Origin of the sequence: Clostridium thailandense, assembly GCF_019207025.1 — a bacterium.
In the GTDB taxonomy this organism is placed as follows: domain Bacteria; phylum Bacillota; class Clostridia; order Clostridiales; family Clostridiaceae; genus Clostridium_AM; species Clostridium_AM thailandense.
The window spans coordinates 1-15,165 of record NZ_JAEEGC010000201.1 but is presented as its reverse complement, the minus strand read 5'-3'; the positions used below and the strand labels follow the sequence as shown (position 1 = coordinate 15,165).

At 32.9% G+C, this 15,165-nt stretch carries 9 protein-coding genes and 1 other RNA gene; 8 read left to right on the top strand and 2 right to left on the bottom strand.

Annotated elements, in window-relative coordinates; all coding sequences use genetic code 11:
- Positions 1 to 350: 350 nt before the first annotated feature.
- The 3 genes from I6U48_RS27960 to I6U48_RS27950 all read left to right on the top strand — a co-directional run bounded on the left by I6U48_RS27960 (position 351) and on the right by I6U48_RS27950 (position 6,435).
- Positions 351 to 1,511, top strand: coding sequence for a pyridoxal phosphate-dependent aminotransferase (locus tag I6U48_RS27960; protein WP_218323795.1), 1,161 nt, complete (start codon positions 351 to 353; stop codon positions 1,509 to 1,511).
- A gap of 19 nt (positions 1,512 to 1,530) precedes the next feature.
- A complete protein-coding gene (gene nifJ / locus I6U48_RS27955; RefSeq protein WP_218323794.1) occupies positions 1,531 to 5,049 on the top strand; it encodes a pyruvate:ferredoxin (flavodoxin) oxidoreductase in 3,519 nt (1,172 codons plus the stop codon).
- A 96-nt stretch (positions 5,050 to 5,145) separates the two neighbouring features.
- On the top strand, positions 5,146 to 6,435 hold the full coding sequence (locus I6U48_RS27950) for an L-cysteine desulfidase family protein (protein ID WP_218323793.1): 1,290 nt from the start codon (positions 5,146 to 5,148) through the stop codon (positions 6,433 to 6,435).
- 149 nt (positions 6,436 to 6,584) lie between these two features.
- On the opposite strand, the gene ssrS is transcribed toward I6U48_RS27950, so the two are convergent.
- Positions 6,585 to 6,776: non-coding RNA, 6S RNA (gene ssrS, locus I6U48_RS27945), on the bottom strand.
- A 295-nt stretch (positions 6,777 to 7,071) separates the two neighbouring features.
- Between ssrS and I6U48_RS27940 the strand changes: the two genes are divergently transcribed.
- Entirely contained in the window at positions 7,072 to 8,343 is a 1,272-nt protein-coding gene (locus I6U48_RS27940) for a M14 family metallopeptidase (protein ID WP_218323792.1), read from the top strand.
- A 545-nt stretch (positions 8,344 to 8,888) separates the two neighbouring features.
- On the opposite strand, the gene I6U48_RS27935 is transcribed toward I6U48_RS27940, so the two are convergent.
- Positions 8,889 to 9,836 carry an NAD(P)-dependent oxidoreductase gene (locus tag I6U48_RS27935; protein WP_246615590.1) on the bottom strand — a complete coding sequence of 316 codons (948 nt, stop codon included), beginning with the start codon at positions 9,834 to 9,836 and terminating at the stop codon, positions 8,889 to 8,891.
- 406 nt (positions 9,837 to 10,242) lie between these two features.
- Here I6U48_RS27935 and I6U48_RS27930 point away from each other — a divergent pair, with 406 nt between their 5' ends.
- The 4 genes from I6U48_RS27930 (at position 10,243) to I6U48_RS27915 (ending at position 15,039) form a co-directional block, all read left to right on the top strand.
- On the top strand, positions 10,243 to 11,034 hold the full coding sequence (locus I6U48_RS27930) for an EFR1 family ferrodoxin (protein WP_218323790.1): 792 nt from the start codon (positions 10,243 to 10,245) through the stop codon (positions 11,032 to 11,034).
- Positions 11,035 to 11,240: 206 nt separating this feature from the next.
- A complete protein-coding gene (locus I6U48_RS27925) occupies positions 11,241 to 11,771 on the top strand; it encodes a SanA/YdcF family protein (RefSeq protein ID WP_312891155.1) in 531 nt (176 codons plus the stop codon).
- A 126-nt stretch (positions 11,772 to 11,897) separates the two neighbouring features.
- Positions 11,898 to 13,448 carry a cell wall-binding repeat-containing protein gene (locus I6U48_RS27920; protein ID WP_218323789.1) on the top strand — a complete coding sequence of 517 codons (1,551 nt, stop codon included), beginning with the start codon at positions 11,898 to 11,900 and terminating at the stop codon, positions 13,446 to 13,448.
- Positions 13,449 to 14,259: 811 nt separating this feature from the next.
- The gene (locus I6U48_RS27915) at positions 14,260 to 15,039 is read left to right on the top strand and encodes a short-chain-enoyl-CoA hydratase (RefSeq protein ID WP_218323788.1); all 780 of its coding nucleotides are present in this window, start codon (positions 14,260 to 14,262) and stop codon (positions 15,037 to 15,039) included.
- Positions 15,040 to 15,165 lie beyond the last annotated feature (126 nt).

The window sequence follows — 15,165 nt, the reverse complement described above, 5'->3', positions numbered from 1 at the left end:
CTGGTTTGGATATCTATATAGATATCCAAACCAGACACTTAACTTATACGCAGGGATATATTATCATTAAAAAAATAAAAGGTAGATTATATAAACAGAGTTCTTGGCATCAGATGGAGTTTAAACTCCTGATGCCAAGGACTCTGTTTATATTTTATCGTATTTTTATTATTGGTTATTCAGAGATATTTAACCAATTAATAAAGATAAATTTTGAATTGTATACTATTTGATAAAATTGTATACATGGTATATAATGTTTTTAATAATTAAATAGTTGAGAAAATAAATAACATTATAAAAAATATAGATTAAGGTATAGGAAACAAAATAAATAGGAGGTTTTCATTATGAATCTTTTGTCAAATATCGCAAAAAATTACCCTGCCTCAGGTATCAGAAAAATGTTTGATTTGGCTCAAAAATATGATGATGTAATTAAATTAACAGTTGGAGAACCAAATTTTGACACACCTGTAAACGTTAAAGAGGCAGCTAAAAAAGCTATTGATGAGGGACATACACATTATGCTCCAAATGCTGGCTTACCAGAATTGAGAGAAGCCATTGCAAAGGAATATACTAAATACTCCAAGGATTATACTTTAGATAATGTCATGATTACAGTGGGAGGAATGGAAGCAATTACAATGTGCTTGATTGCTACTGTAAATCCTGGCGATGAAGTTATAATTCCAGATCCAGGCTTCTCTAATTACGTTGGACAAGTTATGCTTGCTGGAGCTGTACCAGTAGCTGTTCCTGTATTTGAAGAAAACGAGTTTAATATTAAAGCTGAAGATATTGAAAAAGCAATTACTTCAAAAACAAAAGCTATTCTATTGAATTCTCCAAGTAATCCTTTAGGATCTGTAATATGTAAAGAAGAGATACTTAAAATTGCTCAAATTGTAAAAAAGCATAATTTAATAGTATACTCTGATGAAGTATATGATAAGTTGATTTTTGATGGAATAGAATATTTTAGTATTGCTCAAGTCCCTGAAGTTAAAGATCAGGTTTTAGTAATTAACAGTTTTTCAAAGGCTTATGCTATGACAGGTTGGAGAATTGGATATATTGTAGGAAATAAAGATATTGTATCTGTTATGCCAAAGCTTCAGGAGGGAATAGTTTCTTGTGTATCTACCTTTACTCAAAAAGCGGCTCTTGAAGCCTATACTGGAAATCAGGAAGCAGTTAAGCAAATGCATGCTGATTATCTAAGAAGAAGAGATATATTAATTGATGGTTTAAATAACATACCGGGGATAACTTGTAAAAAGTCACCAGGAAGTTTCTATGCCTTTGCAAATATTAAAGCTCTTGGAGTAAGTTCGGAGGAATTTGCAATTGATCTTGTAAAAAATGCTAGAGTGGTTGTTGTACCAGGTTCAGCCTTTGGAGATATGGGAGAAGGATATTTCCGCAGCGTATTTGCAAATTCTGATGAAAATTTAATAGAAGCTGTAAGAAGAATTGATGAATATGTAAGAAAATCATATAAATAAATGATAAGGAGAACTTAAGATGGTAAAAAGAAGAACTGAAACGATGGATGGAAATACAGCTGCAGCTTACGCATCCTATGCATTTACTGACGTAGCTGCAATTTATCCTATTACACCCTCATCAACTATGGCTGCGGTTGTAGATGAATGGTCATCAAAAGGGAAAAAGAATTTATTTGGGGAAACAGTCTTGGTAAAGGAGATGCAATCAGAGGGCGGTGCTGCAGGTACACTTCATGGATCCCTGCAGGCAGGTGCACTTACTTCAACCTATACCGCTTCACAAGGATTATTATTAATGATTCCCAATATGTATAAAGTGGCAGGAGAGCTTTTGCCAGCTGTTTTTCATGTTAGTGCTCGTACCCTTGCATCTAATGCACTTAGTATTTTTGGAGATCATCAAGATGTTATGTCTACAAGACAAACAGGTTTTACATTACTAGCATCAAGTAGTGTTCAGCAAGTAATGGATTTAGGATCAGTAGCTCATTTAAGTGCAATAAAATCACGGATACCTGTACTACACTTTTTTGATGGTTTTAGAACTTCTCACGAAGTTCAAAAAATTGAAGTATTGGAATATGATGAATTAGATAAAATATTAGATCATGATGCTGTGAAAGCATTTAGAGATAGTGCACTTACTCCAAATCGCCCTGTGCTTCGTGGAACAACTCAAAACCCAGATATTTTCTTCCAGATGAGGGAAGCAATAAATAAATATTATGATACTGTGCCAGGTATTGTTCAAGGATATATGGATGAAATCAATAAATTAACAGGAAGAAATTATAAGTTATTTAACTATTATGGAGCTGAAGATGCTGAGAATATTATTGTAGCTATGGGTTCAGGCTGTGAAACAATTAATGAAGTTGTGGACTACTTAAACAGTAAAGGAGAAAAAGTAGGTTTAGTAGAGGTTCATCTTTATAGACCTTTTGTTCCAGAATATCTTTTAAAAGCAATTCCAAAGTCTGTTAAAAAAATTGCTGTTCTTGACAGAACAAAAGAACCTGGTTCAAATGGAGAACCTTTATATATTGATGTTAGAAATGCATTCTATAATGCTGGAAATGCTCCGCTTATCGTAGGTGGAAGATATGGACTAAGCTCAAAAGATTTTAAACCAAATGATGTATTATCAGTTTTCAATAATCTAAAATTAGACAAGCCAATGAATGATTTTACAGTTAGTATCATTGATGATGTAACCTTTAAATCATTGCCATTAAGTAAGGAAAGTATAAATCCAACACCTGAAGGAACAATAGCTTGTAAGTTTTGGGGCTATGGGTCAGATGGAACAGTTAGTGCAAATAAGTCAGCTATAAAAATAATTGGCAACAATACAGATCACTATGCTCAAGCATATTTTGCATATGATTCTAAAAAATCTGGAGGATTGACTGTATCCCATCTTAGATTTGGAGAAAATCCTATTAAAGAGCCTTATGAAATCACTAATGCAGATTTTATAGCATGCCATAACCAAGCATATGTAAATAAGTATGAATTACTAGCAGGAATAAAAAAGAATGGTAAGTTCTTGCTAAATTGCATTTGGAGTGAAGAAGAATTAGAAAGGCAATTACCTGCTAGTTTAAAGAGAGCTATTGCAAATAATAATGTTGAATTCTATACAATAGATGCTGTAGACATAGCTAGGGAAATTGGACTTGGCGGAAGAATAAACATGGTAATGCAGGCAGCCTTCTTTAAGCTTGCTCAAATCATTCCAGTTGAGGAAGTTGGAAAGCTTCTGAAAAAAGAAGTTGAAAAATCCTATGGAAGTAAGGGACAAAATATAGTTGATATGAACAATTTAGCTATTGATAAAGGTTTCGGAAGCATGAGAAAAATAAATGTTCCAGAGTCTTGGAAGACAGCGGAAGATGCTAAAACTCATATAGATCCAAAGATGCCTGAATTTGTTGAAAAAGTTATACTTCCTATGAATAGGCAAGAAGGAGATAAGCTGCCTGTAAGTGCCTTCAATGGACGTGAAGATGGTACATTTCCACTTGGAATTACAGCTTGGGAAAAACGTGAGATATCAATAACTGTTCCAAAATGGAATTCAGATAAGTGCATCCAGTGTAACCAATGCTCTTATATATGTCCTCATGCAGTAATTAGACCAACGTTACTTACTTGTGAGGAATTAAAAAATTCTCCAGCTGGATTTGAAGCTGTTCCAGCAAATGGATTTAAGGATATGAAATATCACCTGGCAATTTCAGCTCAGGATTGTACAGGATGTGGCAGCTGTGTAGTTAACTGTCCTGCAAAGGAAAAAGCTATAGATATGAAGCCACTCGCAGAAAACAGAAATAAATATATTACTGACTGGGATTTTGCTAAAGGCATAGCTTCTAAAGAGATTCCTAAGAATGTTGCAGCAACTGTTAAGGGAAGCCAGTTTCTTAAACCATTAATAGAATTTTCAGGAGCTTGTGCAGGTTGTGGTGAAACTCCATATGCAAAATTGGTTACTCAGCTTTTTGGTGACAGAATGATGATTTCCAACGCTGCAGGATGCTCCACTGTTTGGGGTGGATCTCCTCAAGTTTCATATACTACAAATGAAAAGGGCTTCGGACCATCCTGGGGATTCTCACTATTTGAAGATAATGCTGAGTATGGCTTTGGTATGTATTTAGGGGTTAAAAAATTGAGAACTGCCACACAGAATTTAGCACATGAAGCTATTAATAATGGAGTTAGTGCTAAAGTTAAAGAGGCGATAAAGGCATGGCTAGAAGGTTTTGATGTCTCCGAGGGAACTAGAGAGCGTGCGGATAAATTGGCAGCTGTACTTACAGAGGGAAAAGGAAATAATGAACTTTTAAACAAGATTTATGATAACAGAGACTATTTTATTAAAAGATCCCATTGGATATTTGGTGGTGACGGATGGGCTTATGATATTGGATATGGTGGATTAGATCATGTATTAGCAGCTGGAGAAAACGTAAATGTACTGGTATTTGACACGGAAGTTTATTCTAATACTGGAGGTCAGTCTTCTAAATCAACTCCTACTGCGGCCATTGCAGAATTTGCCTCAGGAGGTAAAAGAACTAGAAAGAAAGATTTAGGAATGATGGCTATGAGCTATGGCTATGTATATGTAGCCCAAATATCCATGGGTGCTGATAAAAACCAAGCTATTAAAGCTATAATTGAAGCTGAAAATTATCCAGGACCTTCACTTATTATTGCATATTCACCTTGTATAAATCATGGAATTAAGTCTAGCATGGGTAAATCTCAGATTCAGGCAAAAGATGCTGTGGAGTGTGGATATTGGTCATTATATCGTTATAATCCAGGTTTAGTGGATGAAGAAAAGAATCCATTTATTTTAGATTCAAAGCCACCTACAAAGGACTTAAAAGAATTTATGATGAGTGAAGTTAGGTTTGCATCCTTATATAAACTAGCACCAAAGCAAGCGGAAGAATTATTTATCAAGGCACAGGCTGATGCAAAGTATAGATATGACAGATATGTGGATATGGCAAAAAGATAAGAAACCGTATAAACGTATAATCTAAATTAAATATTACATATTCAATTAATGGTATATAATTTAAATTAGAAATATAAGTTTAAGGGGGAATAGTTTATGCATGAATTAACACAATTAATTAAAAATGATATGAAACCTGCATTAGGGGTAACAGAACCAGGTGCAATTGCCTTTGCAGTAGCAAAAGCAAGAAGCTATACGAAAGGAAATGTGGTAAAAATAAATGTAGCAATGAACAGTGGTATGTATAAGAATGCCTTTACCTGCGGTATACCAAATAGCAGCGAGGTTGGCAATGTCTTTGCAGCAGCGCTTGGTTACGTGGCAGGAAATGCTGAGAAGGGCCTTGAAGCATTGGAAAACGTAACAGAGGAGGATAATATAGAAGCCCATAAACTGGTAAAGGCTGGTGTTGTCACAGTTGAACTTAGTGGAATTACAAGTAAAATATTTATAGAAGCTACAGTTGTTACTGAAACTGATACAGCCGTTGTTACCATACAGGATTCTCATACCAATATCACAAAGATTACTGTAAATGGAAAAGTAGAACTGGAAGGAGAAGGTGAAAAAAAGGATGGCAATGATGATCTGTTAAAAGAAGTATTAGTTATACATAAATATACCCTTAAGCAATTATACGATTATATTACAACTGTTGATATTCAGGAAATAAGTTTTATAAAAGAAGCTTATAAAGTTAATTTGGAGTTATATGGTGAAGGGGTAAAGAACCCTAGAACAACATTTGCCAGACATCTTCTGAAAAACAATGGAGGACAGGAAATCTCTGAAAATGAACAGTCTACTGCATCTTTACTGTGTAATGCAGCAATTGAAGCCCGTGTAATTGGTTTGGATAAGCCGGCAATGAGTATTACAGGCTCTGGTGCCCACGGAATTATAGCTACCATGCCTTTGTATGCAGCTTATAAAGTAAATGGCTATACGGAAGAACAGCTCTTACGTGCTACTGCACTCAGCTATTTAATTTGCATGTATATTAAGGAGTATTCAGGAAAGCTTTCAGCCTTTTGTGGCTGTGCAATAGCAGCAGGTTCTGGAATGGCATGTGCATTGGTTTATTTACGAGGGGGAACTGTAGATATGATGGCTCATGTGCTGAACAATATGGCCAGCAGTATTACTGGTATGATATGCGATGGAGGAAACCAAGGCTGCACAATGAAAGGAATTGTTGCTGTAGATTCTGCCTATAAATCTGTAGATTTTGCAATGAACGGTATATATATTGATGATGTACACGGAATTAATGGTAAGACTCCTGAGGAAACCATGAAAAATATGGGCTGCATTGCATCTCCCGGAATGGTTGGCACCGAAAAAACCATTGTAGAGATTTTTGAAAACAAAAGAAAAGGTTAGTAATCAATTGCTGTTGCACCAGTAAGTCAGGATATTATAATACAATTGTAATAAATATTGTATTATAATAATTTTCAAAAATCTATAAGTAATTGGTCAATAGATAAAAAGCCAATGCTAAAAATTTAGCATTGGCTTGAAATTTCTAAACAATATCCAAAATATCGGTACTCTAATTTTGACACCTATGTCTCCATAGGTGGGTATCCTCATAGATGCCTCAATCGCCTTAAATGCCGTAAAAGGACTCACAGAAAAGTACATTTCTTCATCTAATTATTGGATTCCCGTAAAATAAATGTAGGTTCAAAATAAGAGCTTAGCGAGTATTTCAGAAATATTATCTATGTATATCGTGCACCTACTGTTGTTACAGATTTAGTTAGCTCAAATCAGATTGTTCTAAGTCACTGTTGAATCATTATCTATCACGAATTATCTCTTTAAGTTCGTTGTTCTCTTGCTGTAAGAATATAATAACATAATTTTAATCCTTATTCAAGACATATATTAATAGTAATTATTACCTAATATCAAATGCCTTTTTATGTCAGATACTTTAAGACTAATGTTAATCACCTAATTCAAGTTAAAAGAATAAAATGATACAGATAATTAATATTTAGGTGGTTTAATATGCCCATATATAGATTAGGTTCTCGTGGAACAGAAATAATGAAAATACAAGCAGTTTTGATGAAGATAGGATATAATCCTGGTTCTGTAGATGGAGTCTTCGGAAATCAAACTGAAGAAGCAGTAAGAACATTTCAAAGAAACAATGGGTTAACTTCAGATGGAATTATAGGCCCTGCTACCTATAGAATATTAGAGAAATTTATGCTTGGCTATGATATTTATACTATTAAACCAGAGGATACTTTGTATAACATAGCTAGAAGATATTATACCTCAATAAATAAAATCATTTTTGCCAATCCAGGTATAGATTCGTATAATTTAGTTGATGGCAGAAACATCGTTGTTCCATATGGCATAAATGTAGTTGATACAAATATAAATTATACCTATGATATTTTAGAGCGTGATCTTCGAGGCTTAAAAGCAAGATATCCTTTTATTAGCATCGGCAGTGCTGGCAGAAGTGTACTTGGAAGAGAGCTTTACTATATAAAACTTGGTACAGGACCAAATCAGGTTTTCTATAATGGAGCTCATCATGCGCTAGAATGGATTACGACTCCATTACTTACTAAATTTATAGAGAATTTTGCTAATGCTTACACGGAGGGAAGCAGCATAAGGGGATATAATGTGAGGGATATATGGAGTAGAAGTACTATATATATAATGCCTATGGTAAATCCTGATGGAGTCGATTTAGTACTTAATGGTTTATCAAGAAATAATCCTTTTTATAGTGATCTAGTAAGGTGGAATAATGGAAGTACGGATTTTTCAAGGGTTTGGGAAGCCAATATAAGGGGTGTTGACCTAAATCACAACTACAATGCATTGTGGCAGTTATCAAAAGAAGCTGAATCACAATATGGTGTTTTTGGACCAGGGCCTACCAGATACTCAGGACCATATCCAGAATCAGAACCAGAAACTAAGGCAGTGGTGAATTTTACAAGAAGTCATAATTTTAGATTAGTGATTGCCTACCACAGCCAGGGAGAGGTCATTTACTGGCAGTATAGCAACTTAACTCCTTCTGAATCTTTAAGAATAGGTGAACAATTCTCTGAAGTAAGCGGATATATTTTATCAGAAACAACTGGAATAACTTCTTATTCAGGATACAAAGATTGGTTTATTAAAGAATTTAGAAGACCAGGCTTTACTATTGAAGTAGGTCGAGGTAGAAATCCTTTGCCAATAAGTCAATTTGGTGAAATATACAGAGATAATGAAGAAGTGTTATTATTAGCATCCTTAGTTTAAATATATAATGATTTCAAAGGTTATAGACATAATAGGGCTGTCGCACTTAGGTAAGTACGGCAGAAAGTAGACTTATACTATGAGAATTATTGGTAATAATTAAATATTTTTTTAGAGGACAGAGGACAATTGACATAGGACAGTAAAGGAGGATTTTTCTCCGCTACACTACGAAAAATCTTTAATTTGAAAGGAACTTCTACTTTCTGAGTATTTGAATAAGCGATGTTTTACACTCACAAAACAAGCCTAAAAAAATAAATTAGCTTTCTGACGTAAGGAAGAAAACTTACCTTAACTGTCCTATGTCCTTTGTCAATTGTCCTCTAGAAATATATTCATATTTTCTAAGTATTACCAATAATTCTTATAGTATAAGTTAAGTGTCTGGTGTGGTTATCTATAAGTGTGACAGCCCAGCTTACTAACAGGCTTGTTAAATTTCTATTTAAACATAAAATACACATCTATGTTATTTGTTTTAAGCTTATATGATGCTCAGAGATAAATTAGAATAAAGGCCTCTTATTTTTATTGTACCAAAGCTATAATAACTGATTGAGCTTGTTTTCAGGCTCATCACCATTCTCTACACGTTTTATATTATTTACAAAGAAATCATATCTTTTTTTGTGGAATTTTAGGCCGTCAGGCATGCCAGCCGTGTGTGGAGTAAGTATCACATTGCTAAGATTCCGAAGCTCACTGTCAATTGGAAGCGGTTCGGATTCAAACACATCCAGGCATGCACCTGAAATGTCCCTGTTTTTTAATGCATCTATCAAGTCTCTTTCATTGACAATTCCACCGCGGGCTGTATTGATAAAAAGTGCGGTGTTCTTCATTTTCTTGAATACTGCTTTGTTGATCAGTTGTTTGGTCTGCTGATTTAAGGACACATGCACACTTACTATGTCCGATGTGCTTACAAGGGTATCGAAATCCGTCATTTTAACAAAACCGTCAGACTGTACAGCGGCATTTCTAGCATAAGCTAGCACATTTATATCAAAAACCCTGCAAAACTCAGCTACTCTTTTACCGACGGCGCCCAAGCCGATAATTCCAATGGTTTTTCCTTTTAATTCACTTCCTGTATAGTCCAATTGATTTTCGTCTATCCTGTTTTTCATAAAAGAATCAAGAAAGGGTATATTTTTATAATAAGACAATATCAGTGCCATTACGTGCTCGGCCACTGCTTGTGCATTCACTCCTGCAGCATTGGCCGCCCAAATGCCGAACTTCGTGCAGGCATCGATATCTACATTATCAAATCCTGCACCCGTCTGTACCAATTTTAATTTTTTTGCTATAGAAAGCAGGCTGCTGTCCACCTTAATATGTTCAGGTATAATTACCTGGCAATCTTCAATATGATGCAGCATTTCTTTTCCTGGCGGGACAATTACAATGTCCCAGTCTTCTGGAAAATGATTTACAATATTTGATTTTGAGGTCTCGGTAAAATATCCAACTATGAGAATCTTCATTGCTAAACCACCTTTCATTTGGAGCTATATTCATAAAATACTCTGGAGAGTACCCATCAATGACAAGAATCATTATTTTTTGTATAATTTACATCTCCTTTAATCAAGACATTTACTTGTCTTTATGGTATCATCTCCATAATATTTTGTAAAATATGAATAATACGGTATAATGATTAGTAAATACTTAACTATATAGAATGAGGGGCTTCAATTGACAATTCGTGATTTAGAAATATTTGTAAAAGTTTGCACTCAAATGAGTATGAGTAAAGGAATATTCAAGCTAAAGCTTACGTTTGGTATTATTCAAAAGGATTTTAGTATATAATAAAAAGACTAATTAAGTTAAGAAACCTTGATTTAAGCAATAATTCAATAGATTTAATAAAAAAGGGGCGATAAAATGATATTTTATTTTTCAGGAACAGGAAATTCACTTCAAGTGGCTAAAAACATTGCAGTGGAAAATAATGAAGAACTAGTTTCTATAGCAGCTATGATGAATAGCAAAAATGGTGGCTTTGAATATAACCTTAAAGATGATGAAATAATAGGTTTTGTATACCCAGTATATGCATGGGGGCCACCAAAGATGGTACTTGATTTTATTTATAAAATGAATCTAAATAATTATAAAAATAATTACATCTTTTCAGTAGTAACTTGTGGTGGCAGTATTGGAAATACTATAAAAATTTTAGAGAAAAGTTTAAGAGAAAAAAATTTACATTTAGATGGTGGGTTCTCTCTGGTTATGCCAAGTAACTACATAATAATGGGAAATGTCGAATCTAAGTCTAATGAGGAGAAAAAGCTTTCAGCTGCTGAAGAAGAGTTAAAAAGTATAAACAATATTATAAATAAGAGAGAGAAAAATGTTTTTAAAGTTGAAAAGGGAATTATGATGGGAATTTTAACTAGTATAGTGAATCCATTGTTTAATAAAGGTATAAGTACTAAAAAGTTTTATGCTAAAGATAACTGTACAGGTTGCGGTATATGTGCAAGTGTATGTAACTGTCAATCTATAAAAGTTGAAGGAAAGCCTAAATGGGGAAAGGAATGCAGTCAATGTCTAGCGTGTATTAATCTTTGTCCAGTTAAAGCTATTCAATATGGTAAAGTTACAGAAAGCAAAGGAAGATATAAAAATCCTAATGTAACTTTAGAAGATATGAAAATAGATTTAGTGTAATAAAACTCTGTATTTAACAAGTTCAAAATATCAATTATTGATTGGGGGAGACTATTATAAGAATTAGAAAGATTTTTACAAAAATAAAAACCCTTAAGTTGATTTTTATAGTTCTATTAATTTTTTCCTTTCAATTTTTATGTGTTAATTTCTGGGTAATAAGTAAAGCGAATAAATATATAGTAGACAAACAATTTGTTCCTAATGTGGAGTGTATAATTATTCCAGGAGCCTATGTATATCCTGACGGAAGGTTAAGTGATATATTAAAGGATAGAGTTGATACTGCTCTAGAAATATATAAAAAAAATAGTAATCTTAAGATATTAGTAACTGGTGACCATGGAAATTTACAATATGATGAAGTCAATAATATGAGAAAATACATAGAACAGAAGGGGATTAAAGCTTCTAGTATATTTTTAGATCATGCAGGCTTTAGTACCTATGAAAGTATTTATAGAGCAAAGTATATATTTAAAGTAGATAGTGCTGTAATAGTAACGCAGGATTACCATCTTAAAAGAGCAGTATACTCTGCAAGAGGAATGGGAATAGAAGCCTATGGAGTAAAAGCGGACAAGCATATTTATGTAGATATAATAAAATATAAAATAAGAGAAAGTTTAGCTATCTATAAAGATTTTATTTCAGTTAACATATCAAGACCTAAACCCCAATTTTTAGGAAAGGAAATACCTATAAATACTAGCAGCTCTGAAGAAACTCGTGATTAAAATACTGTGGAGTAAAAGTTTCTTCTACAATATAATTGCTATCATACAGCTTTGATTAAAAAATTGTAGTAGTATTATTTTTAGTGTATAATATGGGTAAATACGGTAAAATAAGGGGGATAAGAAATGCGTATTAAAAACTATGTCTTAGGTCTATTTATTACGGTGGGAATACTTTTTTCAATGAATCCGATTATTGTATTTGCGGATTCACCACTAACATCTACTAATTTTTACAAAGCTTATACTGATGTCAATATTGTAAAAAAAGCTGAGGAAAAAGGAATTATTAATCAAGAGATAGCTAACTATTTACACTCAAGTACAAATCCTATTGATGTTAAAGCGGCGGTTATTAATGCATTAGGCTGGAATTTTGATGGTAAAAGTAATGCTAAATCTTATGTTAGTCTAATATATTCGAAAGATATAGACAAACTAGATATGCAGTCATTATCTGGAGATGAACTTTTTTGTATAAGTTATATGATGGCTTTAGACAACTATTTTGATGTGAATAAGGCAGAGTCATTAATGGAAAAAGCTTATGAAAAAAATAGGACTAGTTTTACAATTGCGATAGTTAGAAGTATTATAAAAGGACAAGCTTCTATGAGTGGCGATTGGGGAATGGTTTGGACTAATACAGAGAGTGTTTTAAATGATAAGACGCTTGTGAAGGAAATGAGACAAGGAGCGATAGATATTATCGTAGAATACATGAAATTATATGAAAAATATTCAACCAACACTACAGATACTGTCATAGCCACTAATAGGATATTTGGCTCTAATAGATATGAAACATCTGCAAAAATATGTGAGGAAGGTTGGAAACAAAGTGATTATGTAGTAATAGCTTCAGGAGAAGCTTTTCCAGATTCTTTAAGTGCAGCACCTTTAGCCAAAAAGTATAATGCTCCAATATTGTTAAATACCCATGACAGTTTACTGTCACAAGTATCCTCAGAGATAGATAGACTGCAGGCTAAACATGCAATACTAATAGGTGGACTTGCGTCGCTATCCTCAGAGGTGGAGAATGCTATAAAAGCTAAAGGATTAGATATTATTAGACTATCTGGTGCAACTAGATATGAAACCTCTATAGAGATAGCAAAGAAAATAGGAACATCAAATGGCGTTATAGTAACTACTGGTGAGGATTATGGGGATGCTTTATCTATAGCACCTATAGCAGGTAAATTGCAGATGCCCATAATATTGGCACAAAAAGATGTATTAAATTCAGTACAGGAACAATTTATATCAAACAACTCTATTCCTATAACCTATGTATTAGGCTATACGGATATAATAAGTGATGCTGTTGCTTCAAAGTTTCCTAATGTGCAGAGGATAGGTGGCGACAATAAATATATCAGAAATTTGAATATAATAGATACCTTTTCAAAGGAAATTGATTTTAGCAAGTCAATTTTGACTTCTGGCAAGGATTTTCCAGATGCATTAAGTGGGTCAGCATTTGCTGCTTTGAATAATAGTCCTATATTTTTAATTGGTAGCGGTTCATATAATGGTTATGAAGAAAGCTCAAATAATATCTCCATAGCAACTTTATTAAGAAACAATAAGGCAAATACTTTATATACCTTAGGTGGAAATGCGAACATAAGTGATGATACTTTAAATGATATAGTAAATAGAATAAAATAAATGTCTGGTAGGGCTATCTATATTAAATTTTATATAATAAAAATTAAAAAATCAGATGCAAGAATAAAGTTATTTTTGCATCTGATTTTTTGTTAGCAAGCTTATACATAAAATCTTTGGGTGATAAATATATTTATAGTGTATGAAAGATTTATTTTTAAGGAGCATAGAAGTTACAGATTAGTGTAAGATAATAGAAATTAGATATAAATGTTAAAAAAATAACAAGAATTGACTTTTCAGGACTATCAAAGTTTTAAAAAAAAAATTTTTTTATTAGAAGAAATAGTAGTAGTAAAATGCCATTAATACAACGTTTACATAAATTTACATAGCTCATCTGCTAGTGTTAATAAAATAACTATTATGGTAATTTTATGAATATTGTGCTAATATTGAAACCGTTAAGTGGTCATACCATACTGCCAATCTTAAAAATGAGTATGTGATCCTTACTTTTTATTATTTTATTTATAATAATTTGCTTGAAAATTTCAATTGATATAATTTAGTAGCTTTTGAATTTGCAATGATAGAGCCGATAATATGATCAATTAAAGTTTTGTGCAGTTGTTGTAATCGTTTTATAGGTTTTTATATATTTTGAAGCTTTAAATTATGTTGAATATTAAAAAAATGATAGCCTTATGGTATGACCATAAGGCCATATTACCAAAAATCAATATAAAATACATTGAAAAAATTAAGTAGTTTTAATAAAAAGTATTTAAGTTGGCATTTGATCATAAAAACATATTAAATTTAGGGGAATACTGATAATAAATTATTTATATTCAGAGGAGGAATGAATATGGAATTTAAAAATATAACTTTTGTAAAAGAGGGGAAAATTGGGATAGTGACACTCAATAGACCTAAGGCTTTAAATGCACTAAATTCAGAAACTTTAAGAGAATTAGATACTGCTTTTGATGCTTTATATGCAGATAAAGAAATTCTAGCTGTAATCATTACTGGAGAAGGAAAGGCTTTTGTAGCAGGAGCAGACATATCCGAAATGAAGGACCTTAATACTATTGAAGGAAGAGAATTTGGAATACTTGGGAATAAAGTATTCCGAAAATTAGAAAATATGGGTAAACCAGTAATTGCGGCAGTAAATGGTTTTGCTTTAGGTGGAGGTTGTGAGCTATCAATGGCTTGTGACATTAGAATAGCTTCAGTAAAAGCAAAATTTGGACAGCCTGAATCAGGTCTTGGAATAACTCCAGGCTTTGGAGGAACTCAAAGATTACCAAGACTTGTTGGTGAAGGAATGGCGAAGGAACTTATTTTCACAGGGAAAATAGTAGATGCCAAGGAAGCTTTAAGAATAGGATTAGTAAATAGAGTAGTTGAGCCAGAACAATTAATGGATGAAGTTAAGAACTTAGCAAACACTATAGCAGCTCAAGCTCCAATAGCAGTAAAACTTTGCAAAGCAGCTATAAATAAAGGAATGCAGTGTGATATAGACACTGGAATTGCTTATGAGGCAGAAGTATTTGGACAATGTTTTTCAACAGATGATCAAAAGGAAGGTATGACAGCATTTATAGAAAAAAGAGACAAATGTTTTAAAAACAGTTAATTTATTGATAAATAAAAACTAAGAACTAAGATTATTACTTCTTACTTTTTACCTCTTGGTTTTTATTCATAAATTTCAATCTACAATAACAAAACTAACAAAGCGTAAAGGAGAGAAAAATTATGC